18 protein-coding genes are annotated in these 20,791 nt (G+C 40.9%); 5 read left to right on the plus strand and 13 right to left on the minus strand.

Translation table 11 applies throughout. The features are described from left to right. Positions 1–2: 2 nt before the first annotated feature. The 8 genes from OKW21_RS10820 to OKW21_RS10855 form a co-directional block, all read right to left on the minus strand. Positions 3–353: a PadR family transcriptional regulator gene (locus OKW21_RS10820; protein WP_277479428.1), complete on the minus strand. Its 351-nt coding sequence runs from the start codon at positions 351–353 to the stop codon at positions 3–5. A gap of 79 nt (positions 354–432) precedes the next feature. Continuing rightward, positions 433–1,158 (minus strand): CPBP family intramembrane glutamic endopeptidase, encoded by a 726-nt coding sequence (locus tag OKW21_RS10825; protein ID WP_277479429.1) that lies wholly within the window; start codon positions 1,156–1,158, stop codon positions 433–435. Between the two features lie 40 nt (positions 1,159–1,198). Next, a complete protein-coding gene (locus OKW21_RS10830; protein ID WP_277479430.1) occupies positions 1,199–3,583 on the minus strand; it encodes an ABC transporter permease in 2,385 nt (794 codons plus the stop codon). 939 nt (positions 3,584–4,522) lie between these two features. Further along, a complete protein-coding gene (locus tag OKW21_RS10835) occupies positions 4,523–4,912 on the minus strand; it encodes a hypothetical protein (protein WP_277479431.1) in 390 nt (129 codons plus the stop codon). A 345-nt stretch (positions 4,913–5,257) separates the two neighbouring features. Further along, positions 5,258–5,617, minus strand: a complete 360-nt coding sequence (locus OKW21_RS10840) for a hypothetical protein (protein ID WP_277479432.1) — start codon at positions 5,615–5,617, stop codon at positions 5,258–5,260. A 221-nt stretch (positions 5,618–5,838) separates the two neighbouring features. Further along, a complete protein-coding gene (locus OKW21_RS10845) occupies positions 5,839–6,948 on the minus strand; it encodes a sensor histidine kinase (RefSeq protein WP_277479433.1) in 1,110 nt (369 codons plus the stop codon). An 83-nt stretch (positions 6,949–7,031) separates the two neighbouring features. Then, a complete protein-coding gene (locus tag OKW21_RS10850; protein ID WP_277479434.1) occupies positions 7,032–8,168 on the minus strand; it encodes a sensor histidine kinase in 1,137 nt (378 codons plus the stop codon). Between the two features lie 482 nt (positions 8,169–8,650). Then, positions 8,651–9,178 carry a DUF4943 family protein gene (locus OKW21_RS10855; RefSeq protein WP_277479435.1) on the minus strand — a complete coding sequence of 176 codons (528 nt, stop codon included), beginning with the start codon at positions 9,176–9,178 and terminating at the stop codon, positions 8,651–8,653. 731 nt (positions 9,179–9,909) lie between these two features. Here OKW21_RS10855 and OKW21_RS10860 point away from each other — a divergent pair. Then, on the plus strand, positions 9,910–10,110 hold the full coding sequence (locus OKW21_RS10860) for a DUF1059 domain-containing protein (protein ID WP_277479436.1): 201 nt from the start codon (positions 9,910–9,912) through the stop codon (positions 10,108–10,110). 160 nt (positions 10,111–10,270) lie between these two features. Here OKW21_RS10860 and OKW21_RS10865 read toward each other — a convergent pair whose 3' ends face one another. The 3 genes from OKW21_RS10865 to OKW21_RS10875 all read right to left on the minus strand — a co-directional run bounded on the left by OKW21_RS10865 (position 10,271) and on the right by OKW21_RS10875 (position 13,169). Continuing rightward, on the minus strand, positions 10,271–11,395 hold the full coding sequence (locus OKW21_RS10865) for a transporter (RefSeq protein WP_277479437.1): 1,125 nt from the start codon (positions 11,393–11,395) through the stop codon (positions 10,271–10,273). Between the two features lie 252 nt (positions 11,396–11,647). Beyond that, positions 11,648–12,196: a hypothetical protein gene (locus OKW21_RS10870; protein WP_277479438.1), complete on the minus strand. Its 549-nt coding sequence runs from the start codon at positions 12,194–12,196 to the stop codon at positions 11,648–11,650. 88 nt (positions 12,197–12,284) lie between these two features. Beyond that, positions 12,285–13,169, minus strand: coding sequence for a hypothetical protein (locus tag OKW21_RS10875; RefSeq protein ID WP_277479439.1), 885 nt, complete (start codon positions 13,167–13,169; stop codon positions 12,285–12,287). A gap of 202 nt (positions 13,170–13,371) precedes the next feature. On the opposite strand from OKW21_RS10875, the gene OKW21_RS10880 reads away from it, so the two are divergent. Continuing rightward, a complete protein-coding gene (locus OKW21_RS10880) occupies positions 13,372–15,549 on the plus strand; it encodes a DUF5916 domain-containing protein (RefSeq protein WP_277479440.1) in 2,178 nt (725 codons plus the stop codon). Positions 15,550–15,607: 58 nt separating this feature from the next. On the opposite strand, the gene OKW21_RS10885 is transcribed toward OKW21_RS10880, so the two are convergent. After that, positions 15,608–17,815, minus strand: a complete 2,208-nt coding sequence (locus tag OKW21_RS10885; RefSeq protein WP_277479441.1) for a M28 family metallopeptidase — start codon at positions 17,813–17,815, stop codon at positions 15,608–15,610. Between the two features lie 100 nt (positions 17,816–17,915). Continuing rightward, complete coding sequence (locus OKW21_RS10890) at positions 17,916–18,305, minus strand: hypothetical protein (protein WP_277479442.1); 390 nt, start codon at positions 18,303–18,305, stop codon at positions 17,916–17,918. Between the two features lie 171 nt (positions 18,306–18,476). On the opposite strand from OKW21_RS10890, the gene parS reads away from it, so the two are divergent. The 3 genes from parS to OKW21_RS10905 all read left to right on the plus strand — a co-directional run bounded on the left by parS (position 18,477) and on the right by OKW21_RS10905 (position 20,772). Beyond that, a complete protein-coding gene (parS, locus tag OKW21_RS10895; RefSeq protein WP_277479443.1) occupies positions 18,477–18,902 on the plus strand; it encodes a type II RES/Xre toxin-antitoxin system antitoxin in 426 nt (141 codons plus the stop codon). Further along, positions 18,902–19,357 carry an RES family NAD+ phosphorylase gene (locus OKW21_RS10900; protein WP_277479444.1) on the plus strand — a complete coding sequence of 152 codons (456 nt, stop codon included), beginning with the start codon at positions 18,902–18,904 and terminating at the stop codon, positions 19,355–19,357. Before parS ends, OKW21_RS10900 begins: the two co-directional genes overlap by 1 nt. A gap of 95 nt (positions 19,358–19,452) precedes the next feature. Beyond that, positions 19,453–20,772, plus strand: coding sequence for an amidohydrolase (locus OKW21_RS10905; protein ID WP_277479445.1), 1,320 nt, complete (start codon positions 19,453–19,455; stop codon positions 20,770–20,772). The last annotated feature ends 19 nt before the right edge of the window (positions 20,773–20,791 follow it).

Consider the following 20,791-nt stretch of genomic DNA (forward strand, 5'->3'; position numbering starts at 1 on the left):
GTTTATATCTGACCACCAAAATTCAGAAAGTCAGGTGCGAATGCAGGGTACTGCTTCCATAATGAAACTTTGAGGTCTCTGGACAATTCCAGGGCTCTGCGCCCATAGGCAGTAATGGTGTAGATCCGCTTTCTTCTCCCACCTCTTTCAGCAGTTGAAGCTCCCATTTCAGAAGTCAAAAAGCCTTTGTCTTCCAGCCTGCTGAGGGTTGAGTGTACTGCGCCGATAGAGATAGACCTCTCAGTTTGCGCTTCAAACTCCTCAGCGATATTAAAAGCATAAGCTTGTTCTCCTAAGATGCCAACCAGTAAGAGCACTACTTCTTCAAAGTCTCCTAAACGTGTTTCTTTCATATGATACTAAATTGTAGAACTAATATAAGCATAGATTTTTATTTGTTATACAATTTAGTAAGAAATCATTAAAATGAATTTATTGATAGTACAGATAATATACAGATAGAATCCCCGAAGCATTGTAAACTGCATGGGCTAGCATGGAAGCAGTAAGTCTACGGGTGTAAATAAATAAAATTGTATATGCAAGCGTTGGTACTAAAATATCAAACCATTCCACTGCATTGGATGGTAAATGTCCGGCTGCAAAGAATAGGATAGACAAACTACTTGCTATCCATAGTCCTAATTTCTGATTTTTGAAAGTACTTTTTAACACATTGATAAAATAGCCACGGTTGAATATTTCTTCGGTAATGCCACCACCTATGATTCCGAGTGCGAGATAAGAGAACAGGCCAATAGCTGTCCCATCCATCACTTCAATCATACCGGAAATATCGCCTCTTTCCGCGCCTCTGGTTTGAGGAATAATCCATAAAAATTGCATCGCCGTCCAGCTAAATCCTGTGAGAAGACCTAAAAAACAATCTACTTTCCAATGGTTACTGCTCAGCCCGATAAAGCTGAAGTCCTTACTCATTAACTTAAGGGAAAAGTAAATGAGGGTGCATACAGTGAAAAACTGAAATAGAGCAATCAATAGTAGATTGATACCGCTCAGCCCTGCGTTCCACTTGCTGATACCTAACAACAGATTGGGAAAGATAAACAATACAAACCCTCCGATGATGGTAAGTACGAAAAGCAGGAGGCTTTTTCCTTTTGAAAGCGTATTTCTTTCAGTGAGTACCTCTGACATTGAAGTGTATGGTTTAGTTTTCAAAGCAAAACCCTTAGTTTCATTCGTCATTAAGACAGTCCACCGGCTTGGCATGGGCTGCTTTAAGGGTTTGTAAGCCTACGGTGAACCAGGCAATCAGCAATGCGATAATACCCGCACCAGCAAAATACCACCAGCTAAGCTCAATCTGAAAGGCATAGTTTTCTAACCAGCGGTGGGTTATCAAATAACTTAAAGGTAAAGCTATACCGATGGCGATCAAAACCATTTTGGTAAAATCAGAGGACAAAAGATAAATGATACTAAAATTGCTTGCTCCCAGGATTTTCCTGACGCCAATTTCTTTAAGCCTCCTTTCTGCGGTAAATGCCGCAAGACCAAAAAGCCCCAGACAGGAAATAAGCATTGCTAATCCGGCAAAATATTTTGAGAGTGTCGAAACTCTTTGTTCCGCTTCATACAATGCCTGATAATCGTCATTGACGAATTGATAATCAAAAGCATAAGCGGGATTAAAGCTTTTATAGAAGTCCTGTATTTGAGCTAAAGTTTGTTGTTCATTGCCCGCCTTTAGTCGTGCTATCACTGTCATCATATCAGTTTTGTTAAGCTTGAAGAAGATTGGCTTTACTTCTTCACGCAGGGACTCATAATGGAAGTCTTCAACAATGCCTATGATCTGGCGTTCTTCGCCCCACAAATTGATGGTAGCGCCTACGGGCTTTTCAAGCCCCATTAATGCGATAGCAGTCTCATTAAAAATAATAGCAGCCGTATCGGCAATGGATGCGGTCCTGAAGCTACGACCTTCCAAAATTTTTAAGCCAAGAGTTTCTATCATATCATAGCCCACACTAAAATTCTGAAACTGTACCACCTGTTCAGGATCTTTGCCAGGCCAGTTTAACCCTATCGTTGAGGATTGATTTCCGATAATGTTCTGTCGCATCGTAGAAGCATTCAATACACCAGGAATACGCCTTAGCTCATCTACAAATGTGTGCATTCGCTTAGCTGTTTCTCCCTCTATAGGAAATGAAATCAAATTCTCTTTTTCAAAACCCAGGTTCTTTTGCTGCACAAAAGTAATTTGTTGGTAGACGACCCAAACGGATACGATCAGTATTACCGAAAGTACAAATTGGAATATGACCAAACCTTTTCGGGCCCATACTTCACCCACATTGCCGTTAAGCTTTCCTTTCAATACTACTGCCGGACTGAAGCCTGATAAGAACAGGGCAGGATAACTACCGGCTAGCAAGCCGGTAAAAATTGTAATGATGCATAGCGTAACCGCCACTGGTAAGCTCAGCTCAAATGAAAGTTGCTTAGCAGTGATGATATTGAACTGGGGTAATAACAATGACACCAATAGTATGGCAGTCATAAGTGAGAGTAATGTCATAAAAACGGATTCGCTCAGGTATTGAATGATTAAGCTGTTGCGGCCGGCACCCACTGCTTTTTTTATCCCTACCTCTTTCACGCGACGGGAAGCCTTGGCAGTAGAAAGGTTCATGAAATTGATGCAGGCAATGAGAAGGATAAAGATGGCGATAATTGAGAAGAGCCTGACATATTCAATTCGGCCCCCGGCTTGTTTACCATCTTCATAGTTCCCGTAAAGATAGGCATCTGAATAGGGGCGTACAAACAGCTTGCGGTGGGTAATGGTCTCGTCTTTTACCTTGAGGTAGTCTTCTATTTTTTCATGAAACCCATTGATATTTGTGCCTCTCTGCAAAGTGATATAAGTATTTGGCCCGGTATTTCCCCAGTTCATCTCCCAGGGACGGATATCCCCAAAAGCCTCAGTTGTCAGCACAATATCAAATTGAGCAGTAGACTGTGCTGGTATATTGCTGAACACACCGGTAATCAGGGCGGGCTTGCTATACTGCAAAAGATGCCATTCCAACGACTTTCCTACAACATCGTCCGTAGTCCCAAACAAACTGATGGCTAATGCCTCTGAGATAACAATTCCTTTTTTATCTTTCAGCACCTGATCTTTGTTACCCAGCAGCAAATCGTAGGAAAAGACAGTGAAAAAGTCTTGACTTACGAATTGGCCTTTCGCTTCTATGCTTTTATTTCCATCAGCATTGTCACTAGTTAAGCTGAAGTTATCGAACCATTCAGCCGGATAAACAGTCACTGCCTGTTCTATTTCCGGCAATTCTTCCAGCATGCTTTGTGCCAGCAGATCGGGAGTAGCCTCAGAAGTATTGATATCACCGGCATGCTTCTGATTTTCCATTACCTGGTACAATTGACTGTCTTTCTCATGAAATTTATCCACTTTGAGCTCATCATTTACCCAGAGATAAATCAACAGTACACAAGTAAGCCCTGATGAAAGCCCGATCAGGTTAATGATGAAAGTACTTCTGAAACGTTGGAAATTTCGGTAGAATAGTAGTAGGTGGTGTCTGAGCATAGGTAAAAATTAAAGCAGCTGATAGTAGAATAAGACTTTCCAAATGTAATGCCATCAGAGAAATAAGCCTTGAAAAGCCATGGTTAACGCATGCTCGGTAAGTAAGTGTTCGTAATCGGCCATGTCATGCCCGATTGCGGGCACATAGTGCGTTTAATGGGATGAACAATCCAGCAGGGTTGAAGTATAGAATTGAATGCATAACCGCCGGCGCTACTGGGAGCAGAAGAGATATGAAACAAAGGTTGTTAAGCTTCCTAGCCTGACTTGACCATGCGAAAGGGAAATAAAAGAACTGCTTTGATAAAGCTGAAAAGTACATTTAAAGTGAAGCCTACAATTCTGAAAGGAAGCAAAATCAGCCAGATCAGGGGAAATAGAAATAGTAAGATTAAGGCCAGTGGCCAGCAGATTGCAAGCAGTATGAACCAAAGGATGATTGCTATGAATGATTTCATAATAGGATAAATTTATCAATTTTTACCCAAATGTCTAGCCAAAGCGGTAAGTCGCTGTAAATGTGCATAGTAAAAGGTGTTCTTTAAATGATAACTGTCCTCATTCGTACAGTTAATGTTCAAATGTGTACGTTTAGGTATATCAATTATCATTCACTTACATGTTTAGATGATTCTTCATACGGTTAATAATACTGCTGAATAGTGACAAGGGTCATAGCGACAATAAAGCAAGTTGGGGATCTCACTCAGCATTTGCGAATTTTTTCAGTTCATTAGTTCCGGCACGTACATCCGCTTTGATGAGACCTGTAAAATGGAGGTAAAGTGTTGATAGGTTTTATTTACGCAAGTGATGGATAGGAGCCATGCCCAGCCCCTTCGGCAGTAATAGTCCTGATGCATGTGCTCACTCATGAGGAGGGCTTGTTTCGTTTTACTTAAAGTTACAGAGGTAAAATTTAGTCTTTTGTCTAAGCTGTCATTCGTAGGACTTGTAAACCTCTGTCTGTACAGCCTCCGCAATTTTGTTTACTTTGCTCAGTAATTTTTTTTCACTGCGATGCTCTCCTACAAATAAACTTTGATTTCCATCTATTTCTATTGCTGCTGAGTACACCTTTTTGCGACCCCTTACCCGTGAAACAAAGCCGTATTCAATACTTTGTGTAATGTGTTTGATATGTATGTCAATGATTTGTTTATAAGGCAGTTTCTCTCCCTTTTTGAAGCCTGTTATCCATAGGTATTCCCGGTATTTTTTATTTTCGGTATCAACAGATAAGCGGTAATGCGTACTGACTAATAAAATACCCAGCATAAATAATACAATGGCTACTACAGGGTACATCATGCTGATGATAACTGACATCAGTAAAAAAGCTAGACCTAAGACAATCATGTGAAAGGGAAAGTAATGATGAGTGTAAATGTCAATTTTATTTTTCATTTTAGAAGTTTCAAGATGCTTTTGTTGTAAAAACAGAGTTGAATTTAACCTTTTTTATACCTGAAATCATTTTATATTCAGTGGGAGTTTGACACATATGAAAACGTATGCCCTTTGCAATTAAAGAATTCCTTAATTAGGTAGCTTATAGAAGAGAAATACCCTGATCAGAGTAAGAGACAGGTATCTTATGCTTAAGAATATTGGCTGTAAGCCATACTTTCTTTAGGAGTAGAATAATGTATATAGATTAATATATGTACCGTCTTATTGAAATCGGGTATAGATGCCGGAATCTAATATTTCTTGCGTATTAGGGCTAATGATATACATTTTAAGCAGGTCTTTCGCTAAAAATTCGTACTTGTACGATTGCTCAAAAAGCGAGTCGTAAATATTTACCTGTCTCAAACCACCGCGCTCATCAAGATAATAATTAAATGAAAATGCGGTGTGTGAACTGAATTTCACAGTAAAATTATGATGGGCATCAAAAGTGATGGAGTTTTCATGATCCACATTTTTCCATGAACCAATGAGTAAATCATCTGCAGCTTGCTCTTCAATGGCATAGTCACAAGCCGATACGAAGGTAGAAAGAATGAGAATGAGGATAGTAATTTTCATACTGAAACAACTTAAGATGTCAGTGGATTACGCATTGATGACAGATACTAAGCTGTAGTTTTTATAGATTTCTATTTAACTGATAAGTATTGCTCTATCAACATTTTTAATTTGCTTTATAGGCCTAAACCACTAAAAAACACCTGTTTTCAGCATGCTATATATTCAATTAACTAATCATTGGAGATTTTATTGGACGTGGAATGAATTAAGTGAAGAAATCAGCGAAAATCAGGTTGTAACTCCTTCCTTTTTGGAATTGAAATGAGAAAGCCTGTATGCTGATCAAGGTCAAATGTTTCAAGTTTTCCCTTATGCTTCTCAATAATATCTTTCGCGATAATCAGCTCAAGCATACCTCGGAAACGATTACCTTTCACATCTTTTAATTCCAGCCTGCCATTATGTTGCAGTACTCTTTCCACAATGCTGATGGGTAATTTGATATCCGCAGATGTGATAGCAATAGAAGTCAAATCATCTGCTGCTTCTTCCGATAGGTGCATCTTTATTTCTTCATCACTATATTTATGTTTTTGAAGATATAATAGTAACTCTTCTATCGCTCTACTGAACTGGTCTTCCTGCACCATGATGATCAAGTCATCAGGAATATCATGCAAATCAACTTCATAAGTTTGATGATATTTATTGTAGATCATATTGCGGCTGCAGTTTTCCAATAAAGCCTTAAGGTTAGTACGTTTTAGATTAATGGAATCCTGATATTTTTGTAACTCTATCAGGCCGATCAGCCCCCGGGTGATGGTTTGTATCTCGCTACCCAAATCAAAAATGGTATCGTAAAAGTTAAGGTGATTTTTATGCTCACCGTTCTTGCTCTCATATTTTAGTACCTCGCTCAGGCCCATGATATTGGCAACTGGAGCGCTCAGTTCATGCGCCATCAAAAAAAGGACGGTATCTAATCCCTTGACCTGGTTTTCTAAAACTTTGGTGTAAGCCTTGTCTGATGTAATGTCACTAATATGTCCTGAGATAAAGTTTACCTCCTGCTTTTTATTGACTACCGGATAAGTACTTAGTTCCATCCACTTGATATCGGGTAAATTATCCGCAGCCTTAAGTTCTACTTTATCATGAAAGTTATTTTTTTCAGACAAGAAGAGGAAAAAGTTATCATACAATTCTTGATAGTCAGAATGAATATATTGCCTTAAATCATCCTTAGATTTATCAGGTACAAAATATGAACCTGACTTATAGTCAAAGAATTTTTTGCTGATAAAAATAGTCTCTTTCTTTTTTCTATCCCATAGGAAAAAAAATATTGGAATTGTATCAATAATACTTTTGTACAAATTGTGCATGCAAAAAAAATTAGGCTTTTAAGCTAATACAGATTCATTAAGCGCTAGCATGAACCATTTATTGTTATGAGTGATATGCTTCTCTAGTGACTTACTTGATTGGGAATGATCATACTGAATGTAGTACCATGATTGGCATTGCTGATGACATCCAGCTTGCCTTGATGAGCCTCAGCGATACCCTTTACCAGGGTAAGTCCTAATCCCCAACCATTAGATTTATCATTGTTGGCGCGAAAATAAAGGTCAAATAGCTTCTTCTGCTGATCTAAGGGAATAGGATTTCCTTCATTGTGCACAGAGAGGATGGTTTGTTCCCCTTCCTGCTGCAAATTTAAAGTGATCACACTGCCTTTAGCACCATATTTATATGCATTGGAGATCAGATTGTCCACCGCCCGACAAATAGCTCCCGAATCCCAGTAACCCATCACTTTATGCTGCAGACACTGAAGAGAAATGCGTTCCCTGACCGAGGGCTTCAGAGAATCTATAGAAACTCTGATATCCTCAAGGAGGTCACTTTTTTCAGGGTGAATCGGAACAGGGTTGCCTGCCTGTATAAGGTTTACATCCAGCAGATTGCTGATCAGCTCATTACCCTTAGCAGTACTTTTAGCGATGCCTTTCAAAATATGATCCACAAACTCATCTTTTACGGGCGAAAGATGCTCATCCAGCAATTCAACCAGTTGAATTGTATTATTAAGTGGGCCTCTGAGGTCATGAGAAAGACTGGCGATAAAGTTATCCCGCATTATACCTTGTTTTTCCAGGTCAGAAAGCAGATTCTCAGCTTTGTCCATAGCTTCTTTTCGCTGGTCAGTGCGAATCTGATAGAAAACCTCGCAGGCTTGTTCTATGGCCTGGTCAATCGCAAACATGATTCCGTCACGTTCTCTTGTTTCTATGTTGTCCCCATATTCATCTATCACATCAAAGATAGTATCTTTAAGCATATGATATTCTTTGATGATATGTATGATGGTATATTGTGTTTTGTGGGCCCTTTCTCTCCCGTGAGATTCACTCTTAAAGACAGGGTTACGGGCATCATCAGACTCTAGGGCTATGATTAATGCTTCAATAAGATTGGGAATATTATTTTTCAGGACAGGTAAGTTATACTGATGAGCATCCGGAATCTTATTACGAACAGAGGTAGTCCAACGTTCAATGATGATCTTTTTGTTAACACTGAGGATATTAGCAGCGCTCATTTTTGTGGTGTGAGGTTATGTTTTTAAGATTGCTAATGTAAAACAACAATTATTAATTGTGCCAAAAAACTGTTCATTGCTGTTTTGAATACTTCAATATCATTTCACTTGAGTATTACCCTTTAGAAAAAAGGATTAATCATAACATAAAAAGATAAGTAAAAAATAATCAATCTCCATTTTTTAGGCATAAAAGCCTTACCACGTAAATAAAATTTGAAGCAATTTACTTACCAGCGAATAGTTAATTTATCCTAAATGAAAGCATGATATGTAAATTAGTAGTAGCATACAATCCAGCCCTGGAGGCTATCTCTTTTACATAGAATTTAACCCATTTCGTCTTGAGGCATCATCGTAATAGCTAGCAGGTCACTTATATGATAACTCTAGACTTTAATAAAGAGCTTGAGCTTTACGATGCGACTAAATGAATGAAAGAGTATACTATTGAATTCTAACTTATATGCGCGTAGAATGCACTAAAACCAGTAGAAATCAGTGTTCTGCAGAGGATCTATCTGCATCTGATTGTACAAATCTGTGCTTTGAGAGTCTAACCACCAGTTTTGATAGGCTGTAGCCGCGGCTTCCTGGGCCTCTTCAAGCTCTTCTGGATTAAAGACATGCTTGCTACGCCTTGCTAGATTAGGGGTCAAAGAAGGAAAACCACCGCTTAAAGCTTTATCCGGCTGGGCATACCTTAGCCGTATGGACTCAACAATCCAGAGGGTGTACAAACCTACTGTACAATTAGGATTATAGAGTGAAGAAATAGGATTACGCGGAAAGTCTGTGATCAGATGCTTATTATTCCTGTAATTGAGTAGAGTAGGGATAGCTTCGGTCGTAAAAGCAGGAAGTTCCACGGCATTATCATATTTACCCGCCTGTAAATCAAACATGTATTGCTCTACCTCGTTTCTGAGCTGCTCACTTTCATTTTTCTCACAGCTGAGATAGCTAAAGCTGAGAAAAAAAAGCAGGATAAAGGAAGAAAAATTTTTCATGCAGTGGGGGGGGTAAAGGCGTTGGTTCTCATGATTTGACTTAGTCTTTTTTAATGATAGCGTATAGAAGATAAAAAAATTTGTTTATCTCACACCTACTCTTTTTGTCATTCTGGGAGAACTTTTTTTTAGTCAAAAAAAGGAAGTTATAGTATGTTCAGCACTGCCTCATACATGTAGCAGGCCTTTACCCTTTAAGTACATGTTTTTTTCTTTTTGGTAAAGATTCCTCATCCTTGCTACGGAATGACACTTGCGCATTTATTGTGGTTACCACTTAAGATTTTTTTTATCTATTATGATAAACAGAAGCCAAATCTTTAATAAAGACACAGGAAATAAGCTGAAGGTTGTAAGTATGAGCAGCTGCATAAATTGAGAAAGATTAAGCATTAAAATGTTCCTCTATTGAGAGTTTTCTGTAAAAAAAACACCTGAGTTGGATATTGAAAAGCAGGTAGCCATTGGTCTGTTGCTTTATTGTAGAAAGTCCTTTGGGACACAGGGCTTGGGATAAGAAAATACAGCTGAAAAGAGATATATGCTGCCGGATGAAGTTCTAAGAAGATAATTTTACCTCACAAACAAAGCTAAGCCGGATGGTTTTAATATCTAAAAAAAAGCTTAACTTTATGATAGCCAGTGAGATAGATGCGTGGAAAGTTAGGAATAGTGATATGATACATAAAATTACTACACAATTCATATGTACAATATAAACCTATAACGCTATGGAAAAAGTCATTCACTGCCGTGATCTGGGCTTCAACTGTGATGGTATCATACGTGCTCAAACAGAGAAAGAAGCCTTACAATTAGCCGCTGATCATGCTCAGAAAGCCCACGGATTGGGAGAAATCACACCCGAGCTTGAGGAGAAATTAAAATCAGTTCTCAGAGAAGAGCATACTGCTACTTTGCTCATGAGATAATTTTTAAACGAGATAAAGCTAAAGCAGGATATACAGGAATATTTGAGCATAAGCTATTCATCGCTTGCTAGAGTAATTTTTAAGTCAAGCAGAAATCAATGAACATAAGCCCCGGCACTTGTGGCTGGGGCTTTTCTCGATTTTACTTATTTGCTCAACATTAAAATCTTCTACTATAAGACAGAGATATAAGATAATCAGCAAATGCGGCGTCACCGTGTCGGGGAATACCCAGCGCATCTTCGGTCTCCTTGTCAGTTACACTTTGCAGTCGGTTTCTTTCCAAAGCGACGGGTATACTCAGGTTGATATTATGCTGTCCTTTCATAAAATTGATGCCAGGTTCAATAGATAGTACATATCCGGGCCTTCTAAAGCCTTCACTTCCTCCTAGGAGGTCTCTCACCGGCACACCTTCAAAACGTGCACCTACTGAAAAAGATAGGCCCGCAAGCCGCATGATGCTTCTGCTGATTCCACCTCTTAGCATATATTGGTCAGGTACGCTCATAATAGCTTCATTGTCCAGCACATTGGCAACCAGCGTCTCACGGTAGGTACGTGCCCCATTTGTCTCTCGCGGATTGATTAAGTAAAAACCAGCGGCATAAAGGTAGGTATGGCTGAAAGCTTCTTTATAAGCATTAAACTCAACAGTCAATCCAAAACCACCATCACCAGGCTGTATAGACTGATCCACGGTACGACTTTCATCCCCTCCATCAGGACCTACATTATAAAAAAGATCTTCAGCTTGATAGTTTCCGGTAGGTAATTTGATTCCGAAACCAACCGCAATATTGCCTCCAGGGTTCCGGTCAAAGTCCAGCAGCCAATAGTTGGCCGAAAGCCGAACATCACTTATTCCGGAGGCATAAGTCTTCTTCCTTTCCTGCTTTACATACTCTCCATTGACCAGTCCGTGTTCATAAAGAGACGAACGGCTGTAGTGGACATAGGGCAGTACCAGGTTGAAGCTTAGGCGGGGGTTGAGTGCGTAGGTCAAAGTCACATCTACTGAATTTGAGATGTTAATTACTTCAGTGTTATTCACCTGACGGTCTACTTCCTCCTGCGTACCTCTGAAATGACGGTCTGATTTGAAGTAACGGTAGGCAGCACCTATTTGCCACTGCCCCTCATGGAGCGCAACATTAGAGCCATCATTTATTGCGCTACAAGTAGAAAAGTGACGAATGGCTACACAGCCCTGGGCATGAATATGCTGAATAGTAATGACTCCCAGCGTGGATAAGCATAGTATTATGAATAAAGATTTTTTCATCTTGATTGGTATGATTGAATAGTTGAGCGATCCTATGATCTTCGGCTATCTTATAGATTTTTTCTAATGTAAGCTGAACATTCAATAGGAAAGCATAAATAGATTAAAAGGCTGTCAAGAAAAGAAAGGGAATAGAAAATCGCACAGTGAATAGCGCATCATACATTATTGCATAGCTACGTTAAGCAATAAATAATACTACTCTCTCAAAAAAACTGTATTGACAGGCCAGGCTGTCCGTATTTTATCTATTTATGATCTTGGAGGCGGGGAAGGAATTGAGATATGATACCTGTATTCTACAACTATTTCTTGCTGATAAGGCTGCGAAGCCAGTAAGCGTTTTGGTTGAACCAACACCCAGAATTCATCAATAATGAAATCTTTGGCAAGTGTTTTCCAGCGTTGAATGCCTTGATGATCCGAATTTAGTGGCTTTTGAATCATGGAAGCTATCCATTCATCTACAGAAGCATCCAGATCAGTTTGTAAGCTATCATTTACATACAAAATGTGTAGTGTATCCTGAGCATATCTTTGCTTTACGATCCGGTAATATTGACCATTGATTTCTACTTTTCCACTGTGGGGCTCATAATGCTGCTGGTCAGGCTGGTAGGGGATTGACAATGGGATTGAAGTATGCTTTAACTCTTCGGCTGTCAATGTCAGATATTCAGAATATACTTTATTGTTCCACTGCTTATCAAGTTGATGACTGAGCGCTAAATAGAAACCATAATAGCCCAGGTGATAAAGGAAAAAGACAAAGAGAAGTGTTATGGCGGCAAACCTACGCATACCTTAGAAATCAATATTAACCGAAATGTAAGGTTTTTTGACTAAAAAATAAAGACTTAGAGCATAGTGTTTAGCAAGTCTCAGAACATTATTTTCCCAGAGGAACTACAAAGCCTAACCAGGGGACGATAATTAAACCATCAACATCATTAAATGGAACAAAACCACCATAATCAAGTGAAAAACGGTTCCATACCGTTCTTCCGCCAATGGAAAATGCTCCAAATGCGCTTCCATCAACGACCACAAAATAGTTTTCTGTGAGCAAATAGCCTTTGGGACTCAGGCGTAACATTCCACCTATGTTGATGAGTGGAGTATCAGCCCATCCGCCATCGGCAAAGCCGTATCCAAGTCCAATGTTAAGGTTTTTATTTCTATCTCCCACTGTCAGCACGCCATAGGCCATTCCAAAGCCCGTACTCCCTTCACCAATTACGGTCCCTACTAATGCACCAACTCCCAGGTTGAGTTTATCTTTCTTTACCGGTACTGATAATTTTGGTGTGATCCAGATAGGTGTAGGAGCGCCAGCAAAAAGGAAGAGTGGAACCATTCCCAGGCCCACTGAAAAGTTATCGCTTACGCCAAAGCTGAGCTGATTAAAAAATATCCAGACATTCTGATAATAGCCTTCTCCCTTACGAAGGCCATAACCATTAGGGGCAAAAAAGTAGCGGGTGGCCTGTGCGTTTTCTGGCCATATTTCTCCATCCTTTACCTCATTTTCACTGAGTTCACGTATACTACGAATGTTTTCAACGGGAATAGTGAGTATCCCCAGGTTTTCAGTTTCCAGTCTCAGTATTTCCTGTGACTGAGAAATGATCTTACCATAATACACATTGCCATCTTTTGTCTCAATCTGCCAAAGTATTGGGCTGGCTTTTTCCTGTGCATTCACGATTTCATAACGATAAAGCATCAGCGTCAAAAGTGACAAAATAAAAGTGAGCTTTATTGAATTTTCCATAATCAATATTACTCAAAAAATATATCATTTATAACAGTTTATAATAAATCGTCTTAAAATTATTTTTTATGATATTCGCAATATTATTGGCTATATGGGAACCCTTTTTTCAAACAGGCATGCTAATACAATTTCATTGCTGAAGCTGAAAAAAAGCCTAGATTTGCCTCAATTTATTGGTTCATACTTAACGCAAATCCTATTGAAAGCCTTACAATTGCTGCTTGTAAATCTGTTACTACTCAGTATTCCTCTTTTTGGTCAGAAAAAAAACGCCGATTACCGCCTTCAACTGAAAAAATCAAACACAGCAATTATTGTTGATGGAAGCATCAATGACGTAGGCTGGGAGCAAGCCCAGGTAGCCAAGGATTTTCATATGATACTACCCATGGATACCAGCCTGGCGAAAGTTAAAACAGAAGTCAGGATGACGTATGATGATAATTTTCTTTACCTCATTGCGGTGTGTTACCATTCTGAACCCGGACCGTATATTGTTGAGTCATTACGCAGAGATTTTTCATTTGGGAAGAATGATAATTTTTTGCTTTTCATGGATCCTTTTGATGATCAGACCAATGGTTTTTCTTTTGGGGCAAATGCTGCTGGAGCACAGTGGGATGGCCTGATGTACGATGGTGGAAGTGTAGACCTCAGCTGGGATAATAAATGGACATCAGAAGTTAAAAATTATGAAGACCGTTGGGTTTTTGAAGCAGCGATTCCATTCAAAACCATTCGCTACAAAAAGGGTATCACAGAGTGGGGCATCAATTTTAGCCGTCTGGATTTAAAAGCTGGCGAAAAGTCTTCCTGGACGCCGGTGCCTCGTCAGTTTCCTTCAGCCTCACTTGCCTATACAGGTACGCTGGTTTGGGATCAGCCTCCTCCCACCGTTGGCGGAAATGTATCTATTATTCCCTATGCACTGGGAGGTGTAAGCCGAGATTTTAACAATGACCTGGATACTGATTACAGGGGAGAGGTTGGGGTAGATGCTAAAGTTGCCATTACCTCCTCTCTCAATCTGGACCTTACAGTAAACCCTGACTTCTCTCAGGTGGAAGTAGATCAGCAAGTGACTAACCTGGATCGTTTTGAACTTTTCTTTCCGGAAAGGAGACAGTTCTTTTTAGAGAATGGCGACCTCTTCGCCAATTTTGGTTATCAGAACATTCGCCCTTTTTTCTCAAGGAGAATCGGCCTGGGCGTGCCCATTCGTTTTGGAGCCAGGCTGAGCGGCAAGGTCAACAAAAACTGGCGAATCGGAGTGATGAATATGCAGACTGGTAAAGTAGAGGAAACGGGTTTGCCTGCACAGAATTTTGCGGTGGCAGCGGTGCAAAGAAGGGTATTTGCCCGCTCCAACATCGGCCTCATTGTGGTAGATAAAGAATCCCTTAACTATACGCCCAGTGATGATCCCCAGATGCCTGAATATTCTCAATACAATCGCAACATCGGACTGGAATATAACCTGGCTTCATCCAATAACCTCTGGACCGGTAAAGCACTTTATCTGCGTTCTTTCAGCCCTGAAGAAAGAGAAAATAATGTGGTGCATGCCGCTAACCTTAATTATGAAAGTAGAAAACTTTCTCTGCGGTGGCAGCATGAATATGTAGGGGAGGGCTATACCGCTGAGGTAGGCTATGTACCCCGCAGAAATTATATCAAGCTCAACCCGGAGGCGGAGTATCGCTTCTTTCCCGATAATAGCTCAGTCGTTAGCCATGGACCTACGATCAGTTCCACCTACTTCTTCAATCACGCTTTTGAGCAGACTGATAATGAGTCTTACTTAGCCTATAATGTCGTATTCCAAAACCGCTCAAACATGAGTGCCTGGGTGGCTCATAACTATGTACAGCTATTGCAGGCGTTTGATCCTACAAATTCGTCGGGAGATACTTTAGCTACTTTTTCCGAACATCACTGGAATGCCTGGGGTACTGAATATGAGTCTACGCCCAACAGTCTGTTCACTTATTCTTTTTCAACACGCTATGGAGGGTATTTCGCCGATGGAAAACGATTAAACCTGACTACAGAAATGGGCTATCGCTTTCAGCCCTATGTAAGTATTTCATTGAGGGCCAGTTACAACAACATACTCTTACCTGAGCCATGGAACAGGAATGAGTTTTGGCTGCTGGGGCCTCGTTTGGATGTAACGATGACCAACAAGCTCTTTTTTACCGCTTTCATGCAATACAACCAGCAGCTGGATAACATCAATCTGAACACGCGTTTACAGTGGCGCTATCAGCCTGCCTCAGACCTGTTTATTGTTTACACAGATAATTACTTTCCAGAACCTTTTGGCGTTAGAAACCGGGCGCTGGTCCTTAAGTTTACGTATTGGTGGAATGTGTAGTTAAAGAAAAGTCCGTTGTGTTTCAACGGACCTTCCCGATTAAGCCTTTATGATGAAGTTACTCAATTAGTGCTTTGATTTCTATCAATTGCTGGTTAAAGCCTTCCAGGACTTCGGCCAGCACCTCTATCTGCGCATCAACTGTCTCCCACTTTCTCTGCTCAATGGCTTCCCTGACTTGTGGTAGTGTTTTGACGCCATAGCCGGTATAAAAGCCTGGGGCATAGATCTGGTGGCGAAACCAGTTACGTCCCGGTAATCCCTCCTCTATGGTAAGTGCTCTTTCGCTGGTATATAACAGTGTATTGAGTTTTTTCAATTCATCATCATCAACATCAGCGGGATTGATATTTTTGAGTTCCATGCTCAGCTTTTCCAGTTGTTCCAGTTCATTCATCAATGGTGCGAAGTTGAAGTGCGGTACTTCTTCTTTAGGTTCAGGGGCTACAAATGGCTTTTGGGGATCTGCTGCTGCTGCGTATATCCCTTCTTCGGCCATTTCGTTTTCTTGATCTGTTTGTTCCCGTATATCGTCTGCCAGCTTCATCACTTCTTCTGCGTAACCCTCTACTGTATTGTAAAAATGAGTAAAGTCAAAGGGTAGTACTTCCGCATTGGCCAGGCGAAGAGAAGTTCTTCCTGCTACTTTGATCAGAGCAATGCCGTAGATAAAATCAGGGTCTTTGAAGCGGGTGTAATGATCATAGGAATCATAAATGGAGTGGTACTCACCTCCCGCGTTTTCACCCCCAAATCCTATGTTCAAAGATGCTATTCCCGCATGCTGGATGAATGGGGTATAATCTGAGCCTGAGCCAAGGGCAGATAGTTTGATGCCATTGCTTTCATCTTCTCCCTGCGTCATGAGGCGCGCGTTTCTTCTCTCCGCTACTGTTAAATCCGTTTGTGGGTCATCCACATCCCGGGCGATCTGGCCAAAAAACTTCTCCAAAGTATGTGAGCCTCCCGCATAAAGAAAACCTCTTCCGTTAGAATCAGAATTGATGTAAGCCACTGCCTTTTCCTTTAACTCGCGCAAATGATCTTCAACCCATTCTGTAGAGCCTAATAAGCCTGGTTCTTCAGCATCCCAGCCGCAGTAAATTAATGTTCTTTTAGGTTTCCAACCCATTTTGACCAGCTCTCCTACCGCTCTGGCTTCTTCCATCACCGCTACCATACCGCTGATGGGGTCATTGGCGCCATTTACCCAGGCATCATGATGGTTTCCACGGATGATCCATTCGTCAGGATACGCGCTTCCTTCCATTTTTGCGATCACATTATAAGCGGGCTGAAGCTGCCAGTCAAATTCAAGCTTGAGATGTACTGTGGCAGGGCCTGGACCTACATGATAGGTAATGGGTAAAGCCCCTTTCCAATCTTCAGGAGCTACCGGACCTTCAAGTGCTGCCAGAAAGGGCTGCGCATCACTATAAGATATGGGTAAGACCGGGATTTTCATCAGGGTAGGGGCTTCACTGCGGTCCAGCCTTTCCGCATTTTCAGTAGCGGCATAGCCGGGGGTCAAGGGATCTCCGGGATAGAGTGGCATGTCCAATACGGAGCCACGCTGTACCCCATGTTTATTTTTGAAAGGCCCTTCGGGATATACATCTCCACGGTAAAAACCATCATCTTTGGGGTCAGAGTAGATGATACAGCCAATGGCTCCTTTTTCAGCTGCCAGTTTGGGTTTAATACCTCTCCACGAACCTCCGTATTTGGCAATCACAATTTTGCCTTCTACATCAATACCCAGCTTTTCCAGTTCTTCGTAATCCGAAGGTATACCATAATTGACAAATACTAGTTCCGCAGTGACATCTCCATTCGCTGAAAAACTATTATATGTAGGAAGTTGCTCTTTCTTCTGCCCTGAAGTCGCATCCTCTTTAAGTGCAGGTTCTTCTAATCTGGCTTTAAATTTTGTTGGTGAGGTCATTTCCAGAATTCTGACCTTCGGCGTAGGGAAGAGTACCTGATACTCAGCCAGCTCAGCATCAAAACCCCATTCTTTAAATTTTGCTACCATGAATTCCGCGTTTTCTTTTCCGTAAGCAGAGCCTACATGATGCGGACGTGCAGCCAGACGTTCCATCCACACATCTAAATTTTGTGATTTCAGATAGCTGTCAAATTTTGCTTCCAGTTTATATTGCTCTTCGGAACTTTCGTTTGTAAAGCCCATAATTTGCTCCTGTTGAGCGAACAGAGAGTTTGATGATAGCAGCATAGCTATCCATAGTGAGGCTAATTTGTGCATATTTATTTGGTTATTTGTGGTTATTTTAGATGAAGAGCTAACTTACTGTGAAATTAAAGTAAAAATATTTGGTGAATATTTATTATTGAAATATTTAATGCTAAAATTTCAAATCTGTTACGGTCACATCATCAGCCGTAATTTGTATTACCTGTTTGGGCGTATCCTTAGAAGAAGAGATGCTTATCAAAGCCAACACATATGTACCGGGTAGAATATTGGTGATTACCGCAGTGGGGACTTCATCCTCATCTACATCTAATTCTACCCTTGCCTTCTTGAAAGCAAGAGCAGGGATAAATTCATCCGTCAATAAACTTTCAGTAGGAAAAATACCCACTTCTACCTCCTCAATCAGAGGATTATCCGGCAATGATGTGGAATTTAGCAGGTTAACGATCAAATCACCCAGCGGATCATAATCGTCATTTGCACAGCCACTGGCAAAAATTATTGCGATGCAGAAGAGGATAAAAAAAATGTTTTTCATGGCTATTTCATTTGAATCATACGAATTTTTAATATAGACCTTACACTTCTGATAGTCTATTTTCCTTATCAAAAACTCACTATATAGAAATATGAATAAAGAGTTTTGAACTTTACACGCCATTTTTCGTTTTTATTTTGTAAATTGGCGTATTATTTATCAATACCGCTTATGTATGCACATGAAATAAGCTCCATCGTTGAGTTGGATGAACTGGCAAAAATTGAAAGCCCTTATGATCTGGTTCGTCTGGCACGTCGAGGAGTGACACGCAATACCTTAAAGACTGTAAGTCAGATTTTAGGTGTTCCCCTCAAAGAGTTGATACCTAAGCTTCCGATTGGCGAACGCACCCTACAGCGTTATACGGAGCAGCAGTATCTACCTTCACATGTAAGTGAACAAATCATTCAGTGGGCGCAGGTAGCGCTCTTTGGCAGGTCGGTTTTTGCTACTCCCTCTGTCTTTCAGCATTGGATGCAGACTTCCAATCGTGCACTGGGAAATGTAAAGCCTGCAGACTTGCTGGATACCCGGCAGGGGGCTGAATTATTATTACAACTTTTAGGACAGATAGAACACGGGGTATATCGTTAATGTATATTTATAGATTGTGTAAAGCGCAGTTCACTGCACTAGACGGATACGGAGCATTTCTGTACGGAGGACGATGGAATTTACCCGGCAAAGCTGTGGTCTACACTGCAGAAAACAGGGCATTAGCAGCATTAGAATTTCTGGTAGGAGTGGAACACCACCGGCAGTTGGGAGAACTTACGATGCTCACCATTGAAGTGCCTGACAATGTAAAAAAAGAGACCATTGGCATAAAAAATTTGCCCGATGGATGGTGGGAGTTTCCTGCTCCGCAAAGTGTAGCCAGGCTAGGGGAGGCCTGGTTGGAAAAAGGAAAGTTTTGCGTGCTCAAGGTGCCTTCAGTTCATATTCCTGATGAGTATAACTATTTGATCAACCCGCGCCACCCTGATTTTGGAAAGATATCAGTAGCAGAACAAAAACCATTTGGTTTTGACCACCGACTGATGCGATGAAATAAAAAGTAGTGATTGATGAAGAATGAATAGGCTGAAGTCACTATCTAAACTTAAAATAGCAAATTTGTAATCTGCAACTATCAATTCCTATCATGAGAAAACTATACTCCTTAATCTTACTATTATTTCTGATTCATACTACCCAGGCACAGAAATCAACCGTAGCACAGGTAGAAGCCTTTACTGCTGAAAACTATGCCTCACTGGATCAGCTATATAAACATTTACACCAAAACCCGGAGTTGTCATCCCAGGAGGAGAAGACTTCAAATTTAATTGCTGAAGAGCTCAAAAGCCTGGGTTTTGAAGTCCAGGAAAAACTGGGCATGCATAACCTGGCAGGAGTTTTCAAAAATGGAGATGGCCCAACGGTTCTGATCAGAGCAGATATGGATGCTCTGCCATTGGAAGAAAAAACCGGTTTACCCTATGCCAGTACAGCGAAAGGAAATAATCCTGCGGGAGAAGAAGTATCAGTCATGCATGCCTGTGGACATGATATTCATATGACTGTCTTCATAGGTACGGCACGTGCGCTGGTAGAAATGAAAGACCAGTGGAAAGGCACCCTAGTAATGGTTGCACAATCAGCGGAAGAGACGGGTTTTGGGGCGGATGCATTGTTTAAAGCCAATTTGTACGATAAAATTCCACTACCAGACTATGCCATTGCCCTGCATGACAATGCTTCTTTGCCTGCGGGTACTATAGGGTATCGATCCGGCAACTTTATGGCTAGCGTTGACATGGTAGATATTACTGTGCATGGTGAAGGAGGACACGGAGCAGCGCCCCATACTACCAAAGATCCTATTGTACTCAGCGCCGAAATGATCACGGCTTTTCAGACTATTGTCAGTCGGGAAATTAATCCGATTGAGCCGGCGGTAGTAACGGTAGGATCAATCCACGGTGGTACAGTACATAACATTATTCCCGACCAGGTGAAAATGCAGCTTACACTTCGTTCTTACTCACAGGAAGTAAGAGATCAGACGGTGGCAGCATTGCAGCGTATTACAAAAAATATGGCTGGCATGGCAGGTTTACCTGAAGAAAAATATCCTGAAATCAGCATACGTGACCCTCAAACACCCGCCACTATAAATGACCCTGCACTTACGGAAAGGTTGGTAGGTGTTTTCAAACAGAACTTTGGTGAAGAAAATGTGGTGGAGACTGCTCCCAATATGGTAGGTGAGGATTTCAGTCGTTTTGGCCTGCAGGAAAAAGATGTACCCATCTGTATGTTTTGGTTAGGTGCTGTAGATCCGGCCAAAGTAAGAGCAGCACAGGAAAATGGTACTTCTCTGCCTTCGTTACACTCACCAAATTACGCGCCTTTACCTGAGCCTACGATCAAGACTGGCGTTAAAGCCATGAGCGCTGCTGCTTTGGAACTATTGAATTGAATGGTGTTTTGGTTCTTGG

The organism is Catalinimonas alkaloidigena (genome assembly GCF_029504655.1).
Taxonomy (GTDB): Bacteria; Bacteroidota; Bacteroidia; order Cytophagales; family Cyclobacteriaceae; genus Catalinimonas; species Catalinimonas alkaloidigena.